27 protein-coding genes and 1 pseudogene are annotated in these 21,851 nt (G+C 68.9%); 13 read left to right on the forward strand and 15 right to left on the reverse strand.

Going from position 1 to position 21,851, the window contains the following annotated elements; translation table 11 throughout:
• Positions 1–58 precede the first annotated feature (58 nt).
• From ABZU25_RS21410 to ABZU25_RS21420, 3 genes are all read right to left on the reverse strand, one after another.
• Positions 59–661, reverse strand: coding sequence for a copper chaperone PCu(A)C (locus ABZU25_RS21410; protein WP_355031116.1), 603 nt, complete (start codon positions 659–661; stop codon positions 59–61).
• 65 nt (positions 662–726) lie between these two features.
• The gene (locus tag ABZU25_RS21415; RefSeq protein WP_355031117.1) at positions 727–2,826 is read right to left on the reverse strand and encodes a copper resistance protein CopC; all 2,100 of its coding nucleotides are present in this window, start codon (positions 2,824–2,826) and stop codon (positions 727–729) included.
• Between the two features lie 318 nt (positions 2,827–3,144).
• Positions 3,145–3,663: a hypothetical protein gene (locus ABZU25_RS21420; RefSeq protein ID WP_355031118.1), complete on the reverse strand. Its 519-nt coding sequence runs from the start codon at positions 3,661–3,663 to the stop codon at positions 3,145–3,147.
• A gap of 181 nt (positions 3,664–3,844) precedes the next feature.
• Between ABZU25_RS21420 and ABZU25_RS21425 the strand changes: the two genes are divergently transcribed.
• The 4 genes from ABZU25_RS21425 (at position 3,845) to ABZU25_RS21440 (ending at position 6,539) form a co-directional block, all read left to right on the forward strand.
• Complete coding sequence (locus tag ABZU25_RS21425; RefSeq protein WP_355031119.1) at positions 3,845–4,105, forward strand: hypothetical protein; 261 nt, start codon at positions 3,845–3,847, stop codon at positions 4,103–4,105.
• A 350-nt stretch (positions 4,106–4,455) separates the two neighbouring features.
• Positions 4,456–5,046: a superoxide dismutase gene (locus tag ABZU25_RS21430; RefSeq protein WP_355031198.1), complete on the forward strand. Its 591-nt coding sequence runs from the start codon at positions 4,456–4,458 to the stop codon at positions 5,044–5,046.
• Positions 5,047–5,052: 6 nt separating this feature from the next.
• Positions 5,053–5,313, forward strand: coding sequence for a superoxide dismutase (locus ABZU25_RS21435; RefSeq protein ID WP_355031120.1), 261 nt, complete (start codon positions 5,053–5,055; stop codon positions 5,311–5,313).
• A 527-nt stretch (positions 5,314–5,840) separates the two neighbouring features.
• Positions 5,841–6,539, forward strand: coding sequence for a hypothetical protein (locus ABZU25_RS21440; protein WP_355031121.1), 699 nt, complete (start codon positions 5,841–5,843; stop codon positions 6,537–6,539).
• A 35-nt stretch (positions 6,540–6,574) separates the two neighbouring features.
• Here ABZU25_RS21440 and ABZU25_RS21445 read toward each other — a convergent pair whose 3' ends face one another.
• The 4 genes from ABZU25_RS21445 to ABZU25_RS21460 all read right to left on the reverse strand — a co-directional run bounded on the left by ABZU25_RS21445 (position 6,575) and on the right by ABZU25_RS21460 (position 9,547).
• Positions 6,575–7,027, reverse strand: coding sequence for an ankyrin repeat domain-containing protein (locus ABZU25_RS21445; RefSeq protein ID WP_355031122.1), 453 nt, complete (start codon positions 7,025–7,027; stop codon positions 6,575–6,577).
• 96 nt (positions 7,028–7,123) lie between these two features.
• On the reverse strand, positions 7,124–7,294 hold the full coding sequence (locus tag ABZU25_RS21450) for a hypothetical protein (RefSeq protein ID WP_355031123.1): 171 nt from the start codon (positions 7,292–7,294) through the stop codon (positions 7,124–7,126).
• A 240-nt stretch (positions 7,295–7,534) separates the two neighbouring features.
• On the reverse strand, positions 7,535–8,608 hold the full coding sequence (locus ABZU25_RS21455) for a hypothetical protein (RefSeq protein WP_355031124.1): 1,074 nt from the start codon (positions 8,606–8,608) through the stop codon (positions 7,535–7,537).
• A 243-nt stretch (positions 8,609–8,851) separates the two neighbouring features.
• Entirely contained in the window at positions 8,852–9,547 is a 696-nt protein-coding gene (locus ABZU25_RS21460; protein ID WP_355031125.1) for a VOC family protein, read from the reverse strand.
• 312 nt (positions 9,548–9,859) lie between these two features.
• Between ABZU25_RS21460 and ABZU25_RS21465 the strand changes: the two genes are divergently transcribed.
• The 5 genes from ABZU25_RS21465 to ABZU25_RS21485 all read left to right on the forward strand — a co-directional run bounded on the left by ABZU25_RS21465 (position 9,860) and on the right by ABZU25_RS21485 (position 13,533).
• Positions 9,860–10,204: a hypothetical protein gene (locus tag ABZU25_RS21465; protein WP_355031126.1), complete on the forward strand. Its 345-nt coding sequence runs from the start codon at positions 9,860–9,862 to the stop codon at positions 10,202–10,204.
• A gap of 176 nt (positions 10,205–10,380) precedes the next feature.
• Positions 10,381–10,623, forward strand: coding sequence for a YrhB domain-containing protein (locus tag ABZU25_RS21470; protein ID WP_355031127.1), 243 nt, complete (start codon positions 10,381–10,383; stop codon positions 10,621–10,623).
• A gap of 249 nt (positions 10,624–10,872) precedes the next feature.
• Positions 10,873–12,084, forward strand: a complete 1,212-nt coding sequence (locus tag ABZU25_RS21475; protein ID WP_355031199.1) for a helix-turn-helix transcriptional regulator — start codon at positions 10,873–10,875, stop codon at positions 12,082–12,084.
• A 512-nt stretch (positions 12,085–12,596) separates the two neighbouring features.
• Positions 12,597–12,905 (forward strand): hypothetical protein, encoded by a 309-nt coding sequence (locus ABZU25_RS21480; RefSeq protein ID WP_355031128.1) that lies wholly within the window; start codon positions 12,597–12,599, stop codon positions 12,903–12,905.
• Positions 12,906–13,224: 319 nt separating this feature from the next.
• The gene (locus tag ABZU25_RS21485; RefSeq protein ID WP_355031129.1) at positions 13,225–13,533 is read left to right on the forward strand and encodes a hypothetical protein; all 309 of its coding nucleotides are present in this window, start codon (positions 13,225–13,227) and stop codon (positions 13,531–13,533) included.
• A gap of 771 nt (positions 13,534–14,304) precedes the next feature.
• Here the strand turns inward: ABZU25_RS21485 and ABZU25_RS21490 are convergent.
• The 4 genes and pseudogenes from ABZU25_RS21490 to ABZU25_RS21505 all read right to left on the reverse strand — a co-directional run bounded on the left by ABZU25_RS21490 (position 14,305) and on the right by ABZU25_RS21505 (position 15,920).
• Positions 14,305–14,763 (reverse strand): hypothetical protein, encoded by a 459-nt coding sequence (locus ABZU25_RS21490; protein WP_355031130.1) that lies wholly within the window; start codon positions 14,761–14,763, stop codon positions 14,305–14,307.
• 206 nt (positions 14,764–14,969) lie between these two features.
• Entirely contained in the window at positions 14,970–15,548 is a 579-nt protein-coding gene (locus ABZU25_RS21495; protein ID WP_355031131.1) for an HD domain-containing protein, read from the reverse strand.
• Positions 15,545–15,670 (reverse strand): annotated as a pseudogene (locus ABZU25_RS21500) (transcriptional regulator); the annotation flags it as partial. The pseudogene ABZU25_RS21500 and the gene ABZU25_RS21495, both read right to left, overlap by 4 nt.
• Entirely contained in the window at positions 15,636–15,920 is a 285-nt protein-coding gene (locus tag ABZU25_RS21505; RefSeq protein WP_355031132.1) for a hypothetical protein, read from the reverse strand. The pseudogene ABZU25_RS21500 and the gene ABZU25_RS21505, both read right to left, overlap by 35 nt.
• Before the next feature lie 83 nt (positions 15,921–16,003).
• On the opposite strand from ABZU25_RS21505, the gene pip reads away from it, so the two are divergent.
• Positions 16,004–16,966, forward strand: a complete 963-nt coding sequence (pip, locus tag ABZU25_RS21510) for a prolyl aminopeptidase (RefSeq protein WP_355031133.1) — start codon at positions 16,004–16,006, stop codon at positions 16,964–16,966.
• Positions 16,967–17,078: 112 nt separating this feature from the next.
• Here the strand turns inward: pip and ABZU25_RS21515 are convergent, their stop codons facing one another.
• Positions 17,079–17,318: a GntR family transcriptional regulator gene (locus ABZU25_RS21515; RefSeq protein ID WP_355031134.1), complete on the reverse strand. Its 240-nt coding sequence runs from the start codon at positions 17,316–17,318 to the stop codon at positions 17,079–17,081.
• 418 nt (positions 17,319–17,736) lie between these two features.
• On the opposite strand from ABZU25_RS21515, the gene ABZU25_RS21520 reads away from it, so the two are divergent.
• The 3 genes from ABZU25_RS21520 (at position 17,737) to ABZU25_RS21530 (ending at position 19,025) form a co-directional block, all read left to right on the forward strand.
• Complete coding sequence (locus ABZU25_RS21520) at positions 17,737–17,955, forward strand: flavin reductase (RefSeq protein ID WP_355031135.1); 219 nt, start codon at positions 17,737–17,739, stop codon at positions 17,953–17,955.
• Positions 17,952–18,125 (forward strand): hypothetical protein, encoded by a 174-nt coding sequence (locus ABZU25_RS21525; RefSeq protein ID WP_355031136.1) that lies wholly within the window; start codon positions 17,952–17,954, stop codon positions 18,123–18,125. The genes ABZU25_RS21520 and ABZU25_RS21525 overlap by 4 nt, the downstream gene beginning before the upstream one ends.
• Positions 18,126–18,353: 228 nt before the next feature.
• On the forward strand, positions 18,354–19,025 hold the full coding sequence (locus tag ABZU25_RS21530; RefSeq protein WP_355031137.1) for a hypothetical protein: 672 nt from the start codon (positions 18,354–18,356) through the stop codon (positions 19,023–19,025).
• 51 nt (positions 19,026–19,076) lie between these two features.
• Here the strand turns inward: ABZU25_RS21530 and ABZU25_RS21535 are convergent, their stop codons facing one another.
• The 3 genes from ABZU25_RS21535 to ABZU25_RS21545 are packed head-to-tail and all read right to left on the reverse strand — an operon-like array spanning position 19,077 to position 21,834.
• The gene (locus tag ABZU25_RS21535) at positions 19,077–19,694 is read right to left on the reverse strand and encodes an LUD domain-containing protein (protein ID WP_355031138.1); all 618 of its coding nucleotides are present in this window, start codon (positions 19,692–19,694) and stop codon (positions 19,077–19,079) included.
• Entirely contained in the window at positions 19,691–21,070 is a 1,380-nt protein-coding gene (locus ABZU25_RS21540) for a LutB/LldF family L-lactate oxidation iron-sulfur protein (protein ID WP_355031200.1), read from the reverse strand. The genes ABZU25_RS21535 and ABZU25_RS21540 overlap by 4 nt, the downstream gene beginning before the upstream one ends.
• Before the next feature lie 53 nt (positions 21,071–21,123).
• Positions 21,124–21,834: a (Fe-S)-binding protein gene (locus ABZU25_RS21545; RefSeq protein WP_355031139.1), complete on the reverse strand. Its 711-nt coding sequence runs from the start codon at positions 21,832–21,834 to the stop codon at positions 21,124–21,126.
• Positions 21,835–21,851: the final 17 nt, after the last annotated feature.

The following is a 21,851-nucleotide window of genomic DNA, read 5'->3' on the forward strand; positions in this document are numbered from 1 at the left end:
TGCCCCCCGCTGGTCAGCAGGCCACGCCTGCTCACCGGCCGGACCTGTGACGTCTCGGTCACGACGCCGGGCTCATGCTCATCCCCGGCGTCGCGCTCATGCCGGGCATGGGCTCGCCGTGCCCGGGGGCGTAGCTCTCCTGCGCGCCGGTGAACGGCTTGGCCACCGCGCGGAACTGCTGGGTCCGGCCGTCGGCGAAGGTCAGGGTGAAGGTCAACTCGTCGCCGGCCTGGACGGGCTTGGTGAGGTTCATCAGCATCAGGTGATCGCCACCGGGCTCCAGCGCGTGCGTGCTCCTAGCCTTGATCACGACGCCGCCCTGCTTGGCCTGCATGACCATCTTGCCGTCCTTCATGGTCATCTCGTGCAGCTCCATCGGCGACAGCGAGGTCGCGGCGCCGGTCACCGTGACATCACTGTCGCCGTCGTTGACCAGGGTGCCGAAGGCCGCCGTCATCCCCCTGTCGGCGGCCTTCACCCACGGGTCACGAATGCCGAGCACCCCGGCGTCCGGGTTGGCCGAGGCCGACACGGAAGGGCTCGGCTGCGCTGCCGACGGAGCGTCGGACGATCCACATCCGGCGGCGCCAACCGCCAGGATGGCGGCGGCGAGAACAGCGGCCGAGCGGCGGCGCGGACCGAGCGGACTGGTGCTGAGCATGTGTTCTTCCTCCGATGATCGCTGCTGGCTGGATGGTCGGCCGCAGCAGGGAGAAAGTTCCGGTCTCAGGGCACGTTGATCGTGAACTCTGCGGTGTGCACCTTGCCGGCGATCTGGAAGTCGAAGAACGCCCGGTACCGGCCCGAGCTGGGGGCGGTCAGCCAGAACTTGACCGACCCGTCGACCAGCTCCGGCTCGGGGTGGACGTGCACGTACCCGAGGTCGCCCTCGCGGACGACGACCAGGTGCCCGAACGCGCCCAGGTACGGCTCCAACTGCACGGGTGTGGTCGGGCCGGCGCTGACCTGGAAATGCATGGGCGCTGTCACCCCCACCGTCGCTGTTCCGTTCATCGACACCGCGTACGGCCCGGCCGTCGCCTGGGCCTGCACCGGCGGCAGCGCCGTCGGGGTGTGCGCGCCGGGCACTGTGTGGTCGACGCCCAGCACGAGAGGCAGCGGCGTGCCGTTTGTCGCGGTGACGGAGAAGTCGGCGTAGACGCGGTAGCCGCCGGGCCGGGCCAGCGTCAGGGGAACTCTCCAGGTGCCGTCGGGCGCCATCGTCGGGTGCAGGTGCTGGTAGCCGGACAGGTCACGGCCGACCACGATCAGGTGCAACGGCTTGTCGTGGACGACCGCGAAGCGGGTCGCCGGCTGCCGGTCGGTCCCGACGATGCGGAACCGGTAGTCCGCGCGTACCCCAGGCGGTTGGGACCGCTCCAGCGGTTGCAGGGTGTACCCGCCGGCGCTGACCGTGGTCCCGGTCGCCAGCGTCTCGCCCGTTGCGGCGTCGCCCCGATGCGTGTGCGGCCCGGTGCCCGCCGGGTGTTGGTGCCCGTCGGTCGCGGACATCGCCTGTCCCGAGGCGGGCGCACCGGCCGCTGGCTGTCGGGCGTTGCCCGCCGGGCTCTGGCCGCCGGTGCCGATGCGCGCCAGTCCGAACCCGGCCAGCAGGGCGATCACCAGCCCACCGACGAGCAACGCCAGGTGGGTGTTGCTCAGCCGGGACCCGGGTGTCACGGCGGCGAGGTCCGTGTCGGGCCGAGGTCCGGCATCGACAGTCGACTCGTCGTCAGTGGTGATGAGGGCCGCCGCCTGCTCGGTAGGCGTCGGATCGACAGCGACGCCAGTGCGGGCCGTGACGACCGCGTCGCCCCTGCGCGCCGCCGGCACGGTGGTGGGTCGCCGCTTGTCGCCCGTGGGCTGTGTACCGACGGCGCTCACCGCGCCGGCCTTGCCAGCGGTCGTCCTGCGAGTGCCGGCCCCGCCAGCGCCCGTTGCGCCAGCGCCCGTTGCGCCAGCGCCCGTCTTGCCCCCGCCGGCCTTGCCTGCGGCGGTCTTGTTCGTGGGACGGGCACCGCCGCCGCGTCGACCGGAGGTGGCCGGCGAGGTACGACTGCGGCCGGTGGGTTTGCCGGTGGAGGCCGTCCGGCGACGCCAGACGACGAACCCGGCCGCGGCCACGGCCGCCGCGAGCACCGCCGCCCAGCCCGCCCAGGTCAGTGCTCCGGAGCCGCTCCCGTCGGTCGACTCGGCCGGCGGGGCCGCCGCAGCCCCGGACGGCGGGGTCAACGGCTCGGCCGAGGTGGTCGGCACCGCCGACGCCTGCCCGGATGATCCGTGCTGCTCGGTGGCGGCCACCAGGGCCGGGTCCGGTTGGGTCGTCGGTGGGCTCCACCCCTTGGGCGCCGCCGTCACCCGCCCCTCGTAGCGGAAGGTCAGGGTGCCCCGCACGGTGTCGCCGTCCGAGGCGACCGACAGGTAGCTCACCGAGTACTGGCCCTTGGCCGGCAGGTGGGTGACGGTCACCGCCGCAGGGAACCCCGTCGTGTACTCCCGTGGCTCGAACTGCCCGTTGACCAGGAAGTACTCCCGTACCGGCTTATCGAGAGGCTTCGGCTCCCCGTACGACCAGCCGTTGTCGACCCGGATGCCACCCGGCGCGGTGACAGTGAAGAACGCGTTGGCCGCGGCCTTCTCGGTGAAGAACAGCTGCACCGACGTCAACGGCTCGCGCACCGTGGCGCCACCCGCCGGCGTGGACATGGCGAGAGTCCCGTGAGCTGCGGCGGGTTGGGCGGACACGAGGAGGGCGACCGCCGAGGCGAGAAGGAACGCGAGGAGGCCGGAGACCACCCGACCGCAAGTCTGGGGGAGACGACGCATCTGGATATCCTCACCGTAGTGAGACTTTTTACAAGAGGTGACGATCTTTTTCCTCAGATGGCAAAAGCCGGCAGCGCTTCCACGGCGTGCCCACAGCACGCCGCGCCGCCCCTGCTCAGCTATGCTCCCGGGCGGCGCTGGTTCGCCCCGTCGTGACCGGCGTCGGTACCGGGAGGCGGAGATCCGCCGGGAGCACCGGCTGGCGCTGCGGCGCGCGCGCTACTCGACGGCGCCAACGAGGGCTGAGGCGTGCTCGGACTGTCCGTGGCTGCGGTCCTGAAGGACAGGTGACGAACAGTCCTGGGCGACAGGTAGGGCTCACGCGCGGTCGTGTCCTGCCGCGTCGATGAGGCCGCCGAGACGGTAGCGCAGGACGCGGGCCTGGCCGATGGACATCACCACCCGGTCATACGCCATGCCGCCGGTCGCGCTCAACACCACCATGGGTCCGGCCGCCGGATGGGTCGTCTGCACCAACGCCACGGTGATGATCGATGCCTCGGGCCGGTTGGTGTCCACGTCCGAGACCCGCGACCGGTGTTCCCCGCGCCGGTCGCACCCGTCCCGGCCACACCACCGGGGGTGCCGGTCGTCTGTCGCCAACGCCCCGGTGGCGAAGACGTGCACGAACCCGCACCGCCGCTCCACGTCCCGCGTCACCGGGGCCGTGGCGGTGGTGAATCCGGCCGCCGTAATGGCGTCGCCCGCCGTGTTCGGGTGGGCGGGGCAGACGTAGACCACACCGTCCAACGACTCCGCCACGACGTGGCTGTAGACCTCGATTCGGAAGGTCGCCGGCTTTCCGCAGTTGTGGATAGCAAAGGGTAGATTGATCATGGGTCGCCTCCCGGGGGCGATCAAGTCCCCCGGTTGGCGTTCGCAGCGCGAGCCGGGGGGCGCGTTCATCGGCACCACCCCCGCACGGTAGCTGCATGAGCCAACTCTGTGAACCCCTCTGGTTGGCCAATCGCAAGCCCCGATTCGCTTGGCCTAAGCCATCGCCAGCCAAGATGGCCAAGTGGATCTCGATGGGGCTATGCGCAGACTGAAGGCCGCCGAGGATGCGCTACCCCGGGCGGAAGAACAGGCCGTGCTGGCCGCTCGGCAGATCAAGGCCGACGCCCGCGCCCGCGTCGAACAGGCCCGCACCGAACTGCACCGCGCCATGGTGGGGGAGTATCGAGCCGGCGCGCGGCAGGTGGATCTGGTCAGGCGGACGGGCTACTCCCGCGAGCGGGTTCGGCAAATCTTGCGGGCTGCCGGCGTCGAAGCCGAATAGCCCTACGTCGTAAGGGTTTGCGCCTGTCTCGTTCTGCTCCTGTACCACCGGCAGCCGAGCGAAGTCACGTGACTCGGTGAAGATCACCGGTCCCCTTGCCGTGCTCGCCGTCCTCGTGGTCACGCCGGGTGCGGACATGAGGTACGTCCTGGCAGCGCTACCCGCTACCCGCCCGCGAGGGAGGACTGGTTGGCCGATGGCCGCTGGTCGCGGCGGATCAACTGGATCTGCGCGGTCGCATTGGTCGCGCCCGGGCCGCGGCTGGCGATCCGTTCGTGGTGGCGGAGGCTATTAGGCGGCCGTAGTCGCCGTGTCGCGTCCCCGGGGGGCAGCCTGCCACCCGGTCCGACCTGCCCTACGACTACGGCGCACTCGAACCCGCCATGTCCGGCGAGATCCTGGAGCTGCACCACGACAAGCACCACGCCGCGTACGTCAAGGGCGCCAACGACGGGCTCGACCGGCTCGCGGAGGCCCGCGACAAGGGCGACTACTCGACCCTGGTGGGGCTGGAGAAGACGTTCGCGTTCAACCTGTCCGGGCATGTGCTGCACTCGATCTTTTGGAACAACCTGTCCCCGGACGGCGGCGACCGTCCCGACGGTGAGCTGGCGGCGGCGATCGACGAGCACTTCGGCTCCTTCGACGGCTTCGCCGGCCAGTTGTCGGCGGCGACCAAGGGTGTGCAGGGCTCGGGTTGGGGTGTCCTCGCCTGGGAGCCGCTCAGCCAGCGGCTGATCGTGGAGCAGGTCTACGACCACCACGGCAACGTGGGGCAGGGCTCCACCCCGATCCTGGTGTTCGACGCCTGGGAGCACGCCTACTACCTGCAGTACCGCAACGTCCGTCCGGACTACGTGAACCGGCTGTGGGACCTGGTCAACTGGACCGACGTGAACTCCCGCTTCGACGCCGCCCGCGCGGCCACCCCGAAGATCTGATCCGGCGTGTCCGGGTACACCCCCGAGGCCGCGGAGATCGTTCAACGCGCCGCCGGGGTCATCGCGGCCAAACACCGTGGTGACCTCGCCGGCGCCGAGGCGCTGATGTCGGCGTTCGGCTCCGAGCAGGCCCGTACCCTCGGCTTCTATCTGCTCGCGGACCTCGCGCTGGGCCTGGTCAAGGCGCAGAGCGGCCAGTCGATGGACGATCTGGTCCGGGAACTGTCCCTGCTTCTGGCCGAAACGGCCCAGTCACCTCCGGCCTGACCGTCCGCTGGGTCCCGCCAACAGCGGGACCCGGCGGACGGCGCGCCCAGGTGGAATAACCGAGCTCAATGGTGAGCCCTTGCGCCCTGCTCCTCAGGGCTGAATCAGGTTAACCACCCCTTGTTGCAGGGCTTCCCGGCCACGGTGCCGATCCTTTGCTCAGCCAGGGAGCCGCCCAACTGCGCGACGCACTGCTCGAGTTGATCGTCATTGCTTCGTCCTATCCGGCAGGGTCGCGGCCGTCATCGTCGCGTCGAGGGCTCGCCATGGGGTGCGGGTGCGGAAGTCCGAGGACACGCAGGTGTAGATCGAGGTGGTAGAGGTCTTGTTCGTGCCCAACCTGCTGCTGCACGAACAGCGGATCCCACCCGGCCTCGTTTCGCGGGATTCGGGGTCGCCGGACCGGCACCGACCGGGCATGATCCTTTACGCACCGAACCCCGCGGGTCCTTCACCCCGTGCGGAATATGCGATACCCAGCTCAACTGGCCTAGCGAAGTCTCGGCCGCGCCGCTCAGGAGAACACTTTGCACTGCACGAAATGCGGGACCGAACTCGAGAAGCCCGGCCAAGGCCATACATGTCGGTCCTCGACACCTCCGCCCGCGCCCAGGACAGCAGGTTGGGACGTCGCGACCTGGTGCGTAGTCGGGTTCGCCATCCTTCTTGCCCTCGCCGCGATCGCCGCGGCCGTCCTCGGCAGCATCCCGAGCGACCGGGCCCGGCCGCTGCCGTCCGGCACCGGCCCAGGGATCGGTTTCGCCCTGGCCAACGTGATCCTGCTCGTCGCCTTCATCGGCCTGGTTGTCAGCGGGCTGATCTGGGGACGCGGCACCCGTCAGCTCGCCGAGGCGCACGGCTCCTCCGGCCGCTCCTACACCCGCCACTGGGGCACGCGCGTCTTCTCCCCCTGCATCGTTCTCAGCGCTGCCATGGCCTGGCTGGCCACCGACCGAACCGCCCCGGCCGTCCTGTTTGGCCAGGCGGCCCTGCGCACCCTCGGAGCCGCCGCGCTGATCGGGGGCATGCTGCACAGCCGGGCACGGCTCCTGCGGCTGATCGCCGACGTCAACCGAGTCGTCGCCGGACACTACTCGCCGGCCGCCGGGCAAGCCCCGGCGTGGCCGCTGTCGCCCACTCCGACCACCGAAGACTGGAACGCCGGCCAATGGGACCCCGACGTGCTGCGCGACATCGAAGCCCGCCGCCACCGCGACAAACCGTGATCTTGAGGTACGGCCGGTCTCCGGCCCGACGACGATCAAGTATGGCTGAGGCGCGTTCCGATGCCAGCGCCGGCGGAGCAGGCGCCGGCGGTCATTAGCAGATCGGCTGTCTGTGAGTGGTCGCCTCGTAGCGCCCAGTCCAGTGGCGAGTAACCGGTTCCTCGGTCTTCGCGAAGGTTCGGGTCCGCACCGTGGGCGAGAAGTTCTTGCACGACGTCGGAATGTCCCCAGGCCGCCGCAGCGCATAGGGGCGTTCCCTCCCGGCCGCGTCCGCTTTCGGTGTCCGGTGCAGCGCCGGCGGCAAGAAGGAGCCGCACGAGATTGACCGCGCCATGCACGGATGCCTGGTAGAGCGGGGTCGTGCCCTCGCGGTCGACCGCGTTGGGGTTCGCGCCGAGACGCAGGAGGGCACTGGCGATCGTTGCGTCTTCGCGGAGCACCGCCTCCATCAGGCGCTTGGCGAGCTTCTTCCGCCGTCGCTTGTTCACGGTCTCCATGGTAGGTGCCGATCGATGTCGTGGAGCCAGCGCGGACGCGGAGCACGCCGTGGAACTGGCCATGCCCGGCGCGGAGACTAGCCCCCGTCATGCCCGCGACGACCGCGCCGTCCGCGTCGACGCCCAGGCCGGGCCCGGGGTGTCGCCGCGGGCCCGGCGTACCGCCCCGATCCGCTCGAACGCCTGCCGGCCGTTCCCCAACGCCGCGGCGGACGGCACCACCACCAGCTCGGCACGGCCGTTGGCGACGTCGGACACGCCCCGCCCGTTCCCGGTCTGCCACCTTCACGGTCGCAGGGTTTCGACCATCTGGCACGTCTGGTGAGCAACCCGTCGGCACCACCGCGATCGGTGCCGGTGCGCCGTCGGGTTACCACAACCTGGCCGCCTCCATGGTCGATGGTGCCGCGAGGGTCAGCGGACGACGGTCCTCCGGGTGGTGCCCAGGCCCTGAGCGTCTCGACTCGCGTCGCCTGGAGAACGAGGTCACTTCTCGACTTACGATCCCGGGACGAGGCGTCGCCTCGCGCCCGGCGCCGAGTTGCTCGTGGCCTTCGGGGCCGGGTTGGACGTCGGCGGTGGCGCGACGGCCTTCGGGGCCTGGTCGGATTTCGGCGGTGGCGCGACGGCCTCCAACGGCCCCGGGATGCCCAACTCCTCCACCACCCGTATTCTCTGCGCCGGTATCTCTTCCTTGGTCTGGAAGTTGTTCGCGTCGCCGCTGTGGTCGTGGCGCCACGCTTCGTTGCCGTCGATGTCGTTCTTCGGCACGTCGAAGGCGAGGACGAGCCCGCCCTCGCCGGCGACGTCGCGCAGGGTCGGCTCGTTGCGTTTCTTCCCCATGGCCCATTCGGTGTGCTGCCGGGCGTAGGACAGTGCCAGATCGAAGTCGAGGGTGACGGTGTTCCAGCCCTTGTCCTTGCTCTCGCTGATGACGTCGTGTTTCTCCCAGCGCTTGCAACCGATGTCGCTGCCGGCTTTGCCCGGTATGAGGCCCGTGACCTGGATGCCGTCACCGTAGTAGTTGCACCGGTTGGTGCCGTGGTAGAACCGGTAGACGTTCGCCGGCGGCGGATCCTGAGGCGGGTTGGCCAACCGCCACAGCTGTTGTTGCACGTGGTTGTACCCCCGAAGCTCCTGCCCGTTGAGTGTGTTCACGCCGAGGTGCTCGAATGCCGTGGCCAACCGGTACAGGATCAGCTTGTCCGCGACGGCGACGAGCTCCGGCGTCGCGTACTTCGGGGACAGGACGATGGTGTTGATGTCCGGCAGGTGGTCGCTGCCGACGGGCGTGTGAAGCAGGCCCACCGTCAGTGACATGCCGTATCTGGTGTCGAGAGCTTTCACCACGTCGGCGACCACCTGCGCGGCCGCGATCCAGTGCGCCAGACGCGCGGACAGTGTCTGATCCGGGAGCGGGGCTGATAGGTGCGCCAGTGCAGGGTCAGCGGTGGCGTCCCCGGGCGGGCGGGTCGGCTCGTCGGGATGGACGGGCACCGTGGGGGCACCGGATTGGACGGGCACCAGTGGGGGCCGAGGAATCTGCTCGGTGGGTAGATGGTTCGGCTGCATCCCGTGACGTTAGGCATATTCATCGCCGCGAGTAATCAAGTAGTCATCGATCGGACCCGGGGATGCCTTCAGCTCACGCCTTCACCGGTGCCCCTGGCCGGCCGGATCGGCCGAACGGGTGGGTGCGGCACCAGGGTGTGCGTCATGCCCACCCGGGTCCGATGGCCATCTACCGGAGACCTCGTTGTCTACCAATCAACGACACACCAACGGCCGTATTCTTCGACTGGCCGTCAGCCCGGTCTACGGATCGTCTCGGCCCTGCCAGGTCGTCACACAAGCCTCGTTACCCTCGATATCGGCGAGAACCCAGAAGGCTGGGGCATGGGACGCGGATACAAGTCGGCCACCGGCCGTCAGCGCGGCTTCAATCCGCCGTGGTGACTCGTCGTGCGGGACACAGATGTCGAAGTGGATGCGATTCCGGTCCGGGCGTGGCTGATCCATTTGCTGAAACCAAATCGCCGGACCCTGCCCGACCGGGTCGACGATCGGATCCTTGGGACCGTCGGCTCCCGCCTCGTCCGTGTAGCCCAGCACGGCCTTCCAGAACGGCCGGACCGCTGCGATGTCGAGCGCGTCGATAGCGATCTCCAGGAGCTGGACCGATCGTGGCGCTCCCGTACCAATCTCAGGCTCCGTCCGTAGCCCGACGCTCCGCATGGCGGCGGAAAGCCGATGCGCAAGGTCGATATCGCAAGCGGTAAGCGCCGCCTGATCCAACGACTGCAGGGTCAAGACGACCCGGTCTGGCCGGATATCAGCGCACAGGTGACCATCGGCGTCGCTACCGCACGCCGCCACCACGCGCGCCGCCACCTCGGTTGCCTGGACCAATGAGCCGACGGGGACCGACGTGCGCAACGCGCCTAGCAAATACCGCCATCCCTGGTCGCTGATCGCCTCCGAGGCCGCCCGCCGACTCAGTGCCTGTTCCATCTAGGCATCCTCACATGCGCCCCTAACGAGGTAGCCGTGTCGTCGGTAGTGGCAGGTTGGGGCTTGGTGTTGGCGTCTTCTGCACCAGTGGGACCAGGCCTAGACGCGCTCGGGTGGGTGAGACTATCGGACTACGACTGCGGTGAGCAGTCTTCGGATCTCCGGCCGGGTGTAGTCGAACATCATGTCGCCGTCGGGACTGGATCCCCTTCGCCCTGTGTGTTCCTGAGTCGGGAACCATGAATGCGCCGAGACGTCTCCGGAAGCGCCGGTGCCCGGAGGGTGAGTCAAGGAGCCGTAGGCTCTGGGGCCATGCACAGCACCCTGACCGAGCACGCTCGGTGCCTCTACGGCGACGAGTACCGGCCGGCGTCGCAGTGTGGCCCGGACCACGATGAGCACTACTTCGTCGAAAAGTTGACCTTCGCGGACGCGGAAGCCATCCTCGCGATGCTGCGGGAACTCTGCCCGAACCTGGTCGACGGACTACTTCCGGTCTGGGTCCGCAATCTCGCTTACCGGCTCGTGCTCCTGCAACGGCCGAATGAGCCGACGCTCATGCGTGAGGCTGCCTACAACCTCTACTCGTACGGTCCTGATTGGGACGACCTTGCGGCAGAGTTGCGCAGCCGGGCCGACGCGCTGGAAGGCCGCTGAGGTGACAAATAGGGTACGTCTGAGCGTGCACCTGACAGAGGTCAGGTGCGTTGGTCTGCTGCGGTGCGGGTGCCACGCCCGTGACGAGGTGCAGTCGGTCGCTTGGAGTTCAATTGTGCCGATGACAGCGCGGCGGCTCGGTCCTGCCTCATCGTTCCAGCGCTAGGGTCCCGAGCATGACTGATGAAGAGGCTGGCGAGATCGCACTGGCCTTCCTCGCCGACCGCATGGACGAGATCCGCGCCGGCGAATGGGTGATCACCGGAGCGCGGGAGCATGAGACCGCATGGTCCGTGGGCTACCAGTCCCGCGCCTTCATCGAGTCAGGCCGCATCTCCGATGCGTTGGTGGGCAACGGACCCGTGGTCGTGCCCAAGTCCGGCGCAACCCATGGCTGGCCTGGTCCGGTCGGCCGGTAGAAGAACAGATCGCCGAGGGCCGGCCCACCCTCGGGTGAACGCACTGGCACGCCGCGAGCGGTGCGCGCGGGATGAGGAGGTTCATCACCGCCTGCAGCGTTGGGGTCGTCCAACGGCGTCTCGCTCGGGTCGTCGGCGTGGAGACGTACGGCGTGTGAGGGCTTATGAGGCGGCAGACAGGCCGGTAGCGTTGGGTGGCGCGGCGGCTTGGGCGTCGACGGTGCATCCCGCGCTATGAGGAGGTCCGGGATGGAATCCTTGCCGGAGTTGACTTTCGGGCAGCGGTTGAAGGTCTACCGGGAGCGGTCGGGTAAGACCCGTGCGGTGCTCGGGGGGTTGGTGGGGCGTAGCGCCGAGTGGGTCAAGGCAGTGGAGACCGATCGCATCCTGCCGCCGCGGATTCACATGCTGGATCGCATCGCGCGTGCTCTCAAGGTCGAGGTGTCTGCCTTGGCGGGGGAGTTGAGCGCCCGGTCTGCTGTGGTCAACGGGCCGGAGCATCCGGCGCTGGCCTCCGTCCGGGATGCGGTGAACCGCCTCGCGATTTCCGACGAGGTTTCGCCGGAGTCGTTGACGAGCCTGGGGGAGCGGCTTGCGGTGGCATGGCGGGCACGCCATCAGGCGTCGGATCACCGCACGGTGCTGGGTGGGTTGTTGCCGGGGCTGCTGCGCGACGTGCAGCGCGCCGCGTTGGCGTACGAGGGCAATGAACGTCGGCGGGCACAGGCCCTGTTGTCGGAGACGTTCGGGTTGACGCAGATGTTCCTTGCCTATCAGCCCGCTGCGGAGTTGTTGTGGCGGGTCGCGGACCGAGCGATGGTGGCGGCGCAGGAGTCCGGCGATCCGGAGGCGGTGGCGTGCGCGGGATGGTTCCTGTGCCAGGTGCATCGGGATGCCGGTGACTGGGACACCGCGATGGCGGTGACCCTGGACCTCCTGTCGGCGCTGGAGCTGCGCGCGGCCGACGGGAACACGAACCTGTTGGCACTCTGGGGTGCGCTGAACTTCGAGGCTGCCTACACTGCCGCCCGTGCTGGTGAGGAAGGCCGGGCCTGGCGGTACTGGGACCGCGCGGATCGGGTGGCGCAGCGCCTGCCGCCGGGCTTCTATCAGCCGCAGACGTCGTTCTCGCAGGTCATCATGGGCGCTCATGCGGTGACCGTGGCGGTGGAGTTGCAGAAGTCCGGTGAGGCGGTGCGACAGGCACGCCGCCACGATTCCGCAGCCATTCCGTCGAGGCCTCGCCGGGCACGTCATCTCATCGAGGTCGCGCGGGCGCATTACGGCAAGGACGACAAGGAAGCGGCCGTGATGACCCTCCGGCAGGCGTACGAGTCGGCCCCGGAGACGATCCGCTTCAACGGGTACGCCCGTCAGATCACAGTGGACCTGCTCGGCGGCCCGCGTTCCACTCGTGACGACGCCCGTGACCTTGCGATCAAAGTCGGGCTGCTCTCGTGATCCAGGGGTAGGAACCTTACCCATTCCGCTCCGCGACCCACCGTAGCTTCTTGCTCACGGGATGCGGTGGGCGGTGCGGTATCGCCAGGTCGCCGCGTCCCCCTCAGCTCTGAGGGCAGGAAGCCGTCCTCGTGCTCGAACGAGGGAGGGGTCCGTGCGGCGCGTCTCGTATGACGAATACCTTTCGGCTACAGCGCTGACTCTCGCCCGCAGGCATCGGCCGGTGTGGTCGTGGCGGCTCTGGCGGCATATCTGCCGCTGCGGAGCCGACCTGCCATGCCGTTCCCGGCACCGCATTCCGATCAATCGTGGCCACTGGCCACAGGACGGTGAGCAGTGAGTAGCACGCGGCAGAAGGCGATCATTGTGGTGCACGTTAGAGGGCTGGACGACATTGGCAGCGGCTGCCGGACGTGGTGGGCGCGGCTCACGCCGTACCCGTGCTGGCAGGCTGAATGGGCGACCAGCCGGCAGGCACCGGCGATCACCGCTGGCCTCTAGGGGGGTGTGTGGTGACCGTCCACGGCCCGGTCATACCTATCTGGAGCTGCGGTGGCTGCGGCCTGCCGTGGCCTTGCCGGTCCCGAAAACGGGAATTGCGGGCGGAGTATGCGGATGCTCCAGTGTCGCTGGCTTTCTACCTCGGGTCCTACCTCGTCCAGGCGACCGAGGACATGCCCTGGACGCCGGCCGCCGTGCTGCACAGCCGGTTCCTCGGATGGACCAGGGAGGCCGAGCTGTCGAAGCCGGCAGTACAGCAGCCAAGTACAGCAACCGGGTCAGACGGACCGAGCCGATACACGCGTCGGCAGAACACCTGACCTCGCATCAAGCCCGATTCGACCGGCTCGCCGTTAGTGCGTCGCCGTGGGTGAGCCATCCGGAGCCGGCGTAGGTGAGGGTGCCGACGGTGATGGTCCCGCTTTCGGCGGACCTGCTGCCGACGTGCGGGTTAGGGGTTCAAGCCTCAGCCTCACGATCGCCTGCCCGATCCGTGCCCGACGCAACGGTCAACATCGGCGTGTAGAGGACTTTCCCGCCGCCTGGCTCGTCAGTCTGCCACTCCAGTGCCAGCAGGCACCAAGCCACAGGCACTCAATCAACCCGATCCCCAAGCTGACCGTGCGAAGATGAACGGCCATGAACCCCGACGCCTGGAGCTTGCTCGGCGGCAGAGCCGAGCGAGCAAGGCGCTCGTGGCCAGCGATCAAGGCGGCACTGCCCGTGGGTGAACAAGTCCGCGTGCGAGTGCTCGCGGCGATGCCGTTCGGCGTCTTTGTTGAGATCGACGGCCAGCCGGATGCGCTCGGCCTGCTGGAGATAACCGCGATCGCGCGCGGCGGTGAGCTTCCAACCGTTGGCGGCTACTTCGACGCGGTCGTGGCCGACCATACCGCTCACAATTGGCAGGTGAGACTACGGCCAGCCGAGGTCGAAGCCGGCGGCTGAGTGACCGGCTGGGTGACGATCGGGGTGTACTGAACCGGACGTCGGTGGACGACGACGGACACGAGCGCCAGCGTATGGCGGAGATCGTCCCAGGTAGAGACGCCTTGATTGTTGCCTGGGGTCAAGTGACTCGGTGATAGGAGGGCCAGATCCAATGAGGCTGGTCAGAGCGGGGGCCGTCGTTCCCGAAGGTGCGGATCCAGCGCCTCGTCTGATGCCAGCAGTACAGCAGCGGAGTACAGCAACCGGGTCAGCCGAACCGAGCCGATGCACGCGTCGGCAGGACGCCTGAACTCGCAAAGAGCCCGATGCGGCCGGCTCGCCGAGGGTTCACACCGAACCGGTCGAGCGTCGGGGACAATCCCACAGTGGCCTGGGAAGAGTTCTTGTGGCATTTGGATCAGCGTCTAGGCATGTATGTCGGGCTACCGCACCCGACGAGGTCGGAGACCACTACCCAGGCGTCGATCACCACCTGCTCCGAGATTGCCGGACTCTCATGCTGGCGATGATCATCACGTGGCGCTGGGATCGAGACGACCAATTGCCCGACGGCCACCGGCTCGGCATCGAGTGGTTGAGCGAACTCCGGAAGGCGACGGCTCGATAAATTACCGTGCGCCGTCATCGGCAGAACCGGATGCCCTTGCCTGGACGCGGCACGGGTTGGCGGGTACCGAGGGTGACGACATACGCAGCAGCACCGGTGCGCTCGATCGGGGGTCAAGGAGTCAAGCCGTTCCAGGTCGCCCCGCCGTAGTGGATGGTCGCTCAGGCGGGGTAATGGCGGAGGAACGAACGCGCTGCTGCCTTCATGGCCGCCACCGCTTCTTCCGCCTCCTTGTACGTTGCGCCCCATCCGGCGTACAACTTTAGGAAGTGATCGCCGACCGATCGCAGCTCCGGCCGTCCGGCGTAGCAGGCGTGCCAGTAGATCTCGTGCGCCAGATCCTCAGGGTCACCCTTCCCGGCAAGGATGTTCGCGGCCGCTTGGTGCATGAGGTATAGCCGGGCGCCGCTCTTGCCCGGGACGGGACAGCCCAGCTCATCCATCGCTTGCCGGAACAGGTCGACGGCGTCCCGCGACTGGCCCTTCGAAAGGCCGGCGAGCTCACGCAAGCTCGGAGAGTCGACGCCTCGGGTCAGAGCATGAGCAGCCGCCATTGGCAGGTCGTCGCCGACCGGCTCGTCCATCGCCAGCCGGATGCCAAGGGCGCGCAGTTGCTCCATGCCGGAGAGGCTAGGCGCCGCGCGAAGCGCCGGCCAAGTCGTCGACGACGGATCGCAGCTTCGGGGACGCGCGGCAAGCGTGGGCGATCCAAGGTGCCCACTGCTGACTATCAATGCCGGGCGTAACAGCAGCTCAGAAGCCAAGTCGTCCGCTTTGGTCGCTTACGCCGCCAGCGTTGGTTAATACGACGCCAAGTGTTGAACGCTTACTCCTGCGGCGGGGGAGTGAGCCAGGCCAGGGGTTGTCCGCTGAGGGCGGCGTCGGCAAGGCGGTGGGCGCTGGTGGTTTTCAGGGCGGCTCGTGAGCTGTCGATCCAGCGCTGCACGTTGTCGACGCCTTGGTGGCGGTACTCGACGGCTTGGACGAGGCATTCCAGCTTGTCAGCGTCACGAGCGACGACAGCTTCCAACGTCTCGCCCGCTTCGTATTCGGCGACGGCGGCGGTGATGGCTTCGGTGACGGCTGGGGGACAGGCGGCGACCTGGTCGGCGGTGACGGCGGTGTTGGGTACGGCGGTGAGATAGCGCTTGGCGATGTGTGGGATGTCGGTGATTCGGGTTTCCTGGGTGTCGTGCAGAACGCAGAGCATCGACACTCGGGCTGGGTCGGCGCCCTCCATGGCGGCGAGCATCATTCCGATGAGCGCCGTTCGGAAGGAGTGCTCGGCGATGGACTCGGGTTGCTTGACGCCGGCGAACCACCAGCCGGTCCGGGCGGCGCGTTTGAGGACGCCGGCTTCGAAGATGAAGTTCATCGCTCCGGCGGCGTCGTGATCGTCGGTCATCTGCCCGTCCCTGTGCCGGTGAGTCCGTCCGCCCGCAGGCTGTAGACGATAGAGGTTAGTTCCTGCCGCGACTGCGCGGAGATCCGGTCACTGTCCAGGAGCGTGACACTGCGGTCGAGGAGCGGGGTTGAACCCTTGCATAAGGCGTTCGAAGACTCGTAGTACCCAATTGACCTGGTTGACGTCGCTCCAGTCGATGGCTTCGAGGTACTTCTGCGTGGTGGTACGCCGGACGCTGCTGCCTTGATAGGTGCTGTCGGGGATGGGAGCGAACGGCTCGTCCTGGAAGCCTGCCCCGGTCTCGCCGACGGTGCTGCCGGTCATGAGGTCGCGGAAGAGTCCGCGGGCCTTCCGACTGATGAGGTCGCTCATGCCGTACGAGAACCTCGTCGCTGAGGGGAACAGGGATGTGCCACTGTGACCTCGCTTCCCCCACTTTCTTGGAGGTCTGGAGCTTGACCGATTTGTACCCACCGATCGAGCCGTACACGACGGGCATGCTCGACGTCGGCAACGGCAACCGCGTGTACTGGGAGGTGTGCGGCAACCCGGAAGGTAAGCCGGCGCTGGTCGTCCACGGCGGGCCCGGGTCGGGGGCTGGGCCCGGCTGGCGCCGGTACTTCGATCCGAAGCGGTACCGGATCGTCCTGTTCGACCAGCGTGGCTGTGGCCGCAGCACACCGCACGCGAGCGACCCGGCGACCGACATGCGGCACAACACCATTTGGCACCTGATCGCCGACATGGAACGGCTGCGTAGGCACCTGGGCATCGACCAGTGGCTGCTATACGGCGGTTCCTGGGGCTCGACGCTCACCCTGGCCTACGCGCAACAGCACCCGCGGCGGGTGTCCGAGATCGTCATCGCCGCGCTGACCATGACCAGACGATCGGAGATCGACTGGCTCTATCGGGGCGTCGGCCGGTTCTTTCCTGAGCAGTGGGAACGCTTCCTGGACGGTGTCCCTGGCACGCCACGAAACGGCGACCTCCTGGCTGCCTATGCCAGCCTGATGGAGCACCCCGACGCCGCCGTGCGAGAGAAGGCCACGGCCGACTGGTGCGCCTGGGAGGACGCGGTGCTGTCTGGAGAGACCGGCGGCGGATCCAACCCGTACGGCGACCGCCCTCCTGCGGCGCGGCTGGCCTTCGTGCGAATCTGTGCGCACTACTTCTCGCGCGGTGCGTGGCTGGAGGAAGGTGCGCTGCTGCGCGACGCTGGCCGGCTGTCCGGCATCCCCGGTGTCCTCATCCACGGTCGACTCGACCTGGGTGGGCCGCTGCAAACGGCGTGGGAACTGCACCGCGCCTGGCCGGACGCGGAGCTGATCGTTGTCGAAGATGCGGGGCATCTTGGCACCGCCGAGACCCGCGAGCACGTTCTTCGCGCCCTCGACCGGTTCGCGGCCATCGATTGACGTCCTTGGTGGGCAAGCCGCCCGTGAGTGGCCTCCAGGTAAGCAGCGCCAAGGCTGGCCGCTCTCGCAGTCCTGACGATCTGCGCCGCAGACAGCCACGACCGCGCCCCGGCTACTCGGCGACGAAGACTCCCACGCCGGGCAGGGTCTCGGTCATCCCTTTGATCCGTAATACCTGCATGGCACGATCGATCACCGGCTCGGTGACCCCGTAGTGCTCGATCAGCTCTCGCCGGCTGGGCAGCTTGGAGCCGGGCTGGAGCTCGCCTGACTTGATGCGTTCGGCGAGGTCGTCGGCAATCTGCTCGTAGCGGTAACGCGGCGGCACGTGGTTCTCCTCGGTTGGCAACACGAGTAGACCACCTACGTCAGCCCTTGACTACCCAACGGTGCCTGTTGGAGGTTGCCGGGGAGGCCGATTCCCTCGGTTGGCGCTGTGGGCCGTCCTCGCCGGCGTGGATGTTCGGCGCGTCCCCCGCGTTCGGGCATCCACGCCTCCAGGTTGCTGTGGCACGAGGAGGCGGCAGTGCGTCCTTCGACTTGGCCAGCACGGCAGAGCACGGCGCGAGTGGGAGTAGCGAGCTGGTGAAGCGAGTCTCGTTTGACGAGTACGTCTTGGCGGTAGCGCTGACTCTCGCTCGCCGTCACCGGCCCGTCTGGTCCTGGCGACACTGGCGGCCTATCTGCCGCTGCGGAGGCGAGCTGCCCTGCCGAAGCCGCCATCGCATCCCGATCAACCGCGGCCACTGGCCCAGCCAGGACGGCCCGCAGTGACCACTCACCACCTGATCAAGCCGGCCTGGACGTGCGGCGGTTGTGCGGGGGAGTGGCCATGCCAGACCCGGCGCCGAGAGCTGCGAGCCGAATACGATCGCGCCCCGGTGTCACTGGCCCTCTACCTGGCCGCCCAGCTCGTCGACGCCTCCCAGGATCTGGCCCACGTTCCCGCCGGCCACCTGCACTACCGCTTCCTCGGCTGGACCCGATGAGCATCCTGCGGCCCGGCGACGAGAAGTTCCACTACAGCGACGGCTCGCACAAGTGGATTCCACCGGATCCGGACTACGACCAGGAGGTCTGGGACGAGCAGATCCGCCAACACAAGCACGGACACCTGAGAAACGTGCACCCGAAGGTCCGCATCCAACGCCTCGTCTGATGCCGTGGCGGCGCGCTGACCAGGATGAGCAGCACGATGTACCACCCGGGGCTGACGGGTGACCGCAGGGTAGGCGAGGTGATCAACGAACTGTTCACGTCGGGGTCTGGTCCCGAACACCCGCCCAGACCTGGACGTTTCCGCGCGTTGGGCACCGTGGGCGCGATTCCTGTCGCCGTGATCCCGGAGCGCTTCTTGTCCCTGCACCGACGTCGTCCACGAAGTGCGGTGACTGTTCTCCCGCTGGCGGCGTTCGTCGCTACCGCGTCCGTCCTTGCCCTGCCGGTCGCTGCGGCGGCCCACCCGTCCGGTGATCCGCAGACCGTGTCCGTCGCGCGCGACGACAAGCGGCCAGAGGTCGTACGGGTGCGGTGGCGTGTCGGCGGTCCCGACGACCTCACGCTGCTCGGGGTCTCGCTGGGCCTGCTGCCGCCCGAGCGCGTTTTCCTCGACGGTGCCGTCGACTACCGCGCGACGGATCCGGCGGTGATCGCGTCGTCCGAGCTGTTCTCCGCGTACCTGCTCAAGCAGATCACGGTGGCCGACGGCAAGCGTGCCTGCCACGGAACGGTCGCCGAGTCGAAGGCCCTGGCGAGGGCCGGAGCGATCGTCGACTACACCTGCCCGGGGCCGGTCGACACGGCAACCGTCGCGGTGCGGATGCTCACCGACCTCAACCCGGCGTACCGTGCGGTGGCTACCGGCCCCGACGGACAACGCGCGATGTATGGCTCGGGTGAGGATTCCCACGACTGGGCGCTGTCCGGCGCTCCGGCGGCGGGCAGCGCCGGCCGCGGTCGCAGCGCCACCGTGCGGATCGTCGCCATCGTGGGCGGTGCGCTGGTGATCGCTGCCGGGGCGCTGCTGCTGTCGCGGCGGCGACGGCGGGCCGTGGCCTGACCGTGCCTACCGCCACCAAGGGTGGGTCGACCGGGCGGGCCAGAAGGCCGGTCAGTGCCCCCGGGAATCGTCATCGACACCGACCAGCACGACCTCCAGTCGGCGCGGGCCGTGCACTCCCTCGACCCGGTTGAGCTCGATGTCGCTGGTCGCGGACGGACCCGAGATCCAGGTCTGGGGCGCGCGTGGGTCGAGCCGGGTCAGCGCCTCCGGCAGCAGGCCGACGACCTGGTCGGCGCGGACGACGCAGATGTGCCGGTCGGGCACCAGGGTGAGCGCTCGCCGTCCCTGCGCCGGGCCGGCGTCGAGGATGATGGTGCCCGTGTCGGCGACCGCCACGGCGCAGCCGGTGAGGACCGCGTCCACTGCGTCAAGCTCGGCCGGTGCCAGCGGGGGAGCGTCGCGGCGCACCTGCCCGGCGTGGCCGGCCAACCAGTCGGCGGGGACATCGGCGGGGACGGCGAGCCGGTCGACCTCGGCCAGCAGACCGGCCAGGGCGTCGAAGCCACGGTGGACGGTCGCCCGGTAGTCCACCAGCCGGTCGACGAAGACCTCGACCAGGTCGGGGCGGTCGTCGACCCGGCGGTATCGGCGGGGCACCTGCACCGGCGGCGGGCTGTCGGCCAGGGCCGTCCGGAGCCGCGCCAGGATCTCGTCACGCGCGCTCACTGCTGCTCCCACCACTCCCGGAAGGTCTGCGGCGCGGGCAGCGGCAGGTCCCGCGACCGGGTCCACGCCGACGCGGGCCAGGGCAGCCAGCGCAGCGTCCGAGCGCCGGTGCGCCTTTCGCGGTACGCGCCGAGCGGACCCGCGCCCGCGCGGGCCAGCCGCAGGGCCGCGGCCCAGCGCCGGGGGCTGCGCATCACCCACGACAGGACGCGCATGGTGGCTCGTTCCGCCAGTGGATGCGGCGCCTGCTGGCGGAGGTGGACCAGGATCTCCGGAATGTTGATCTTCACCGGGCAGACGTCGTAGCAGGCGCCGCAGAGCGTCGACGCGTACGGCAGGGAGGCGTTGTCGGCCACACCGGTCAGCTGGGGCGACAGGATCGCCCCGATCGGCCCCGGATACACCGAGCCGTACGCGTGCCCGCCGGCCCGCTCGTACACCGGGCAGACGTTGAGGCACGCGGAGCAGCGGATGCAGGACAGCGCCGGCCGCCCGACCGGGTCGGCAAGCACCGCGGACCGGCCATTGTCGACAAGGACGACGTGCACGTCCTGCGGGCCGTCCCCGGGGGTGACGCCCGTCCACATCGAGGTGTACGGGTTCATCCGCTCGCCGGTCGAGGATCGCGGCAGCAGTTGCAGGAAGACCTCCAGGTCGGTGAAGGTCGGCAGCAGCTTCTCGACGCCCACCACGCTGATCAGCGTCTCGGGGAGCGTGAGGCACATCCGCCCGTTGCCCTCGGACTCCACGACCACCAGCGTGCCGGTGTCGGCGATGGCGAAGTTGGCACCGGACACGGCGACCCGGGCCGAGAGGAAACGCCGTCGCAGGTGCGCGCGGGCCGCCTCGGCCAGGGCGGCCGGCTCGTCGCTGAGGTCGGCCGGCGCGTCGGGCATGCGACGCTGGAAGATCTCCCGGATCTGGGTCCGGTTGTAGTGGATCGCCGGCACCAGGATGTGCGAGGGGGTGTCCTCGCCGAGCTGCACGATCAGCTCCGCCAGATCCGTCTCGTACGCGGCGATCCCGGCCGCCTCCAGGGCCTCGTTGAGCTCGATCTCCTGGGTGGCCATCGACTTGACCTTCACGACCTCGTCGGCCCCGGTGGCCCGGGTCAACGCGACAACGATCCGGCAGGCCTCGGCCGCGTCCCGGGCCCAGTGCACTGTGGCGCCGGCAGCGGTGGCGGACGCCTCGAACTGCTCCAGCAGCTCCGGTAACCGCTGTTGGACGTCCGTCTTGATCGCGGAACCGGCGTCCCGCAGAGCCTCCCAGTCGGGCACCTCGTCGACGACCCGGGCGCGCTTGCCGCGGATGGTGCGGGTGGCCCGGTGCAGGTTCGCCCGCAGTTGCGCGTCGGCGACGGCCGGCTTCGCCATGGTGGGGAAGGGCAGCGGCGTGCGGATGCGTCCGCCCCCGGTGGCCGGGCTGTTCACGAGGTGGCCCCCGTGGCGGCGAGGATCTCGGCGTAGTGCAGGGCCCGTACGCCCGACCGGTGGCGGTCGAGGCCGCCACCGATGTGCGCCAGGCAGGAGTTGTCGGCGGCGGCGAGCACCAGTGCTCCGGTCTCACCGATCCGGGCGCACTTGTCGGTGAGCATCGCTGTGGAGACGTCCGGATTCTTGAGGGCGAACGTGCCGCCGAAGCCGCAGCACTCCTCGGCGTCGCCCAGCTCCACGAGGTCGATCCCGCGCACCTGGCGCAGCAGTCGCAGGGGCCGGTCACCCAGCCGCAGCAGCCGCAGGCCGTGGCAGGTGGGGTGGTAGGTCACCGTCTCCGGAAACTCGGCACCGACGTCGGTGACGCCGAGGACGTCGATGAGCAGCTCGGACAGCTCGTAGGTGCGGGCGGCCACCGACGTGGCCGAAGGGTGCAGCCGCGGGTACTGGTCGCGGATCATCGCGGTGCACGACCCGGACGGCACGACGACGGCGTCGTACTCGTCGAAGACGTCGACGTAGTTGCGCACCATCGGCATCGCCTCGGCCCGGTAGCCCGTGTTGGCGTGCATCTGCCCGCAACAGGTCTGGCCCGTCGGGAAGTCGACGGTGTGGCCGAGCCGGCGCAGGATGCGGGTGACCGCGATGCCGGTGGCCGGATATGCGATGTCGTTGACGCAGGTGATGAAGAGGGCTATCCGCATGGCGGTGTCGACCCGCC

This window comes from Micromonospora sp. NPDC005215 (assembly GCF_040607915.1).
GTDB lineage: Bacteria > Actinomycetota > Actinomycetes > Mycobacteriales > Micromonosporaceae > Micromonospora.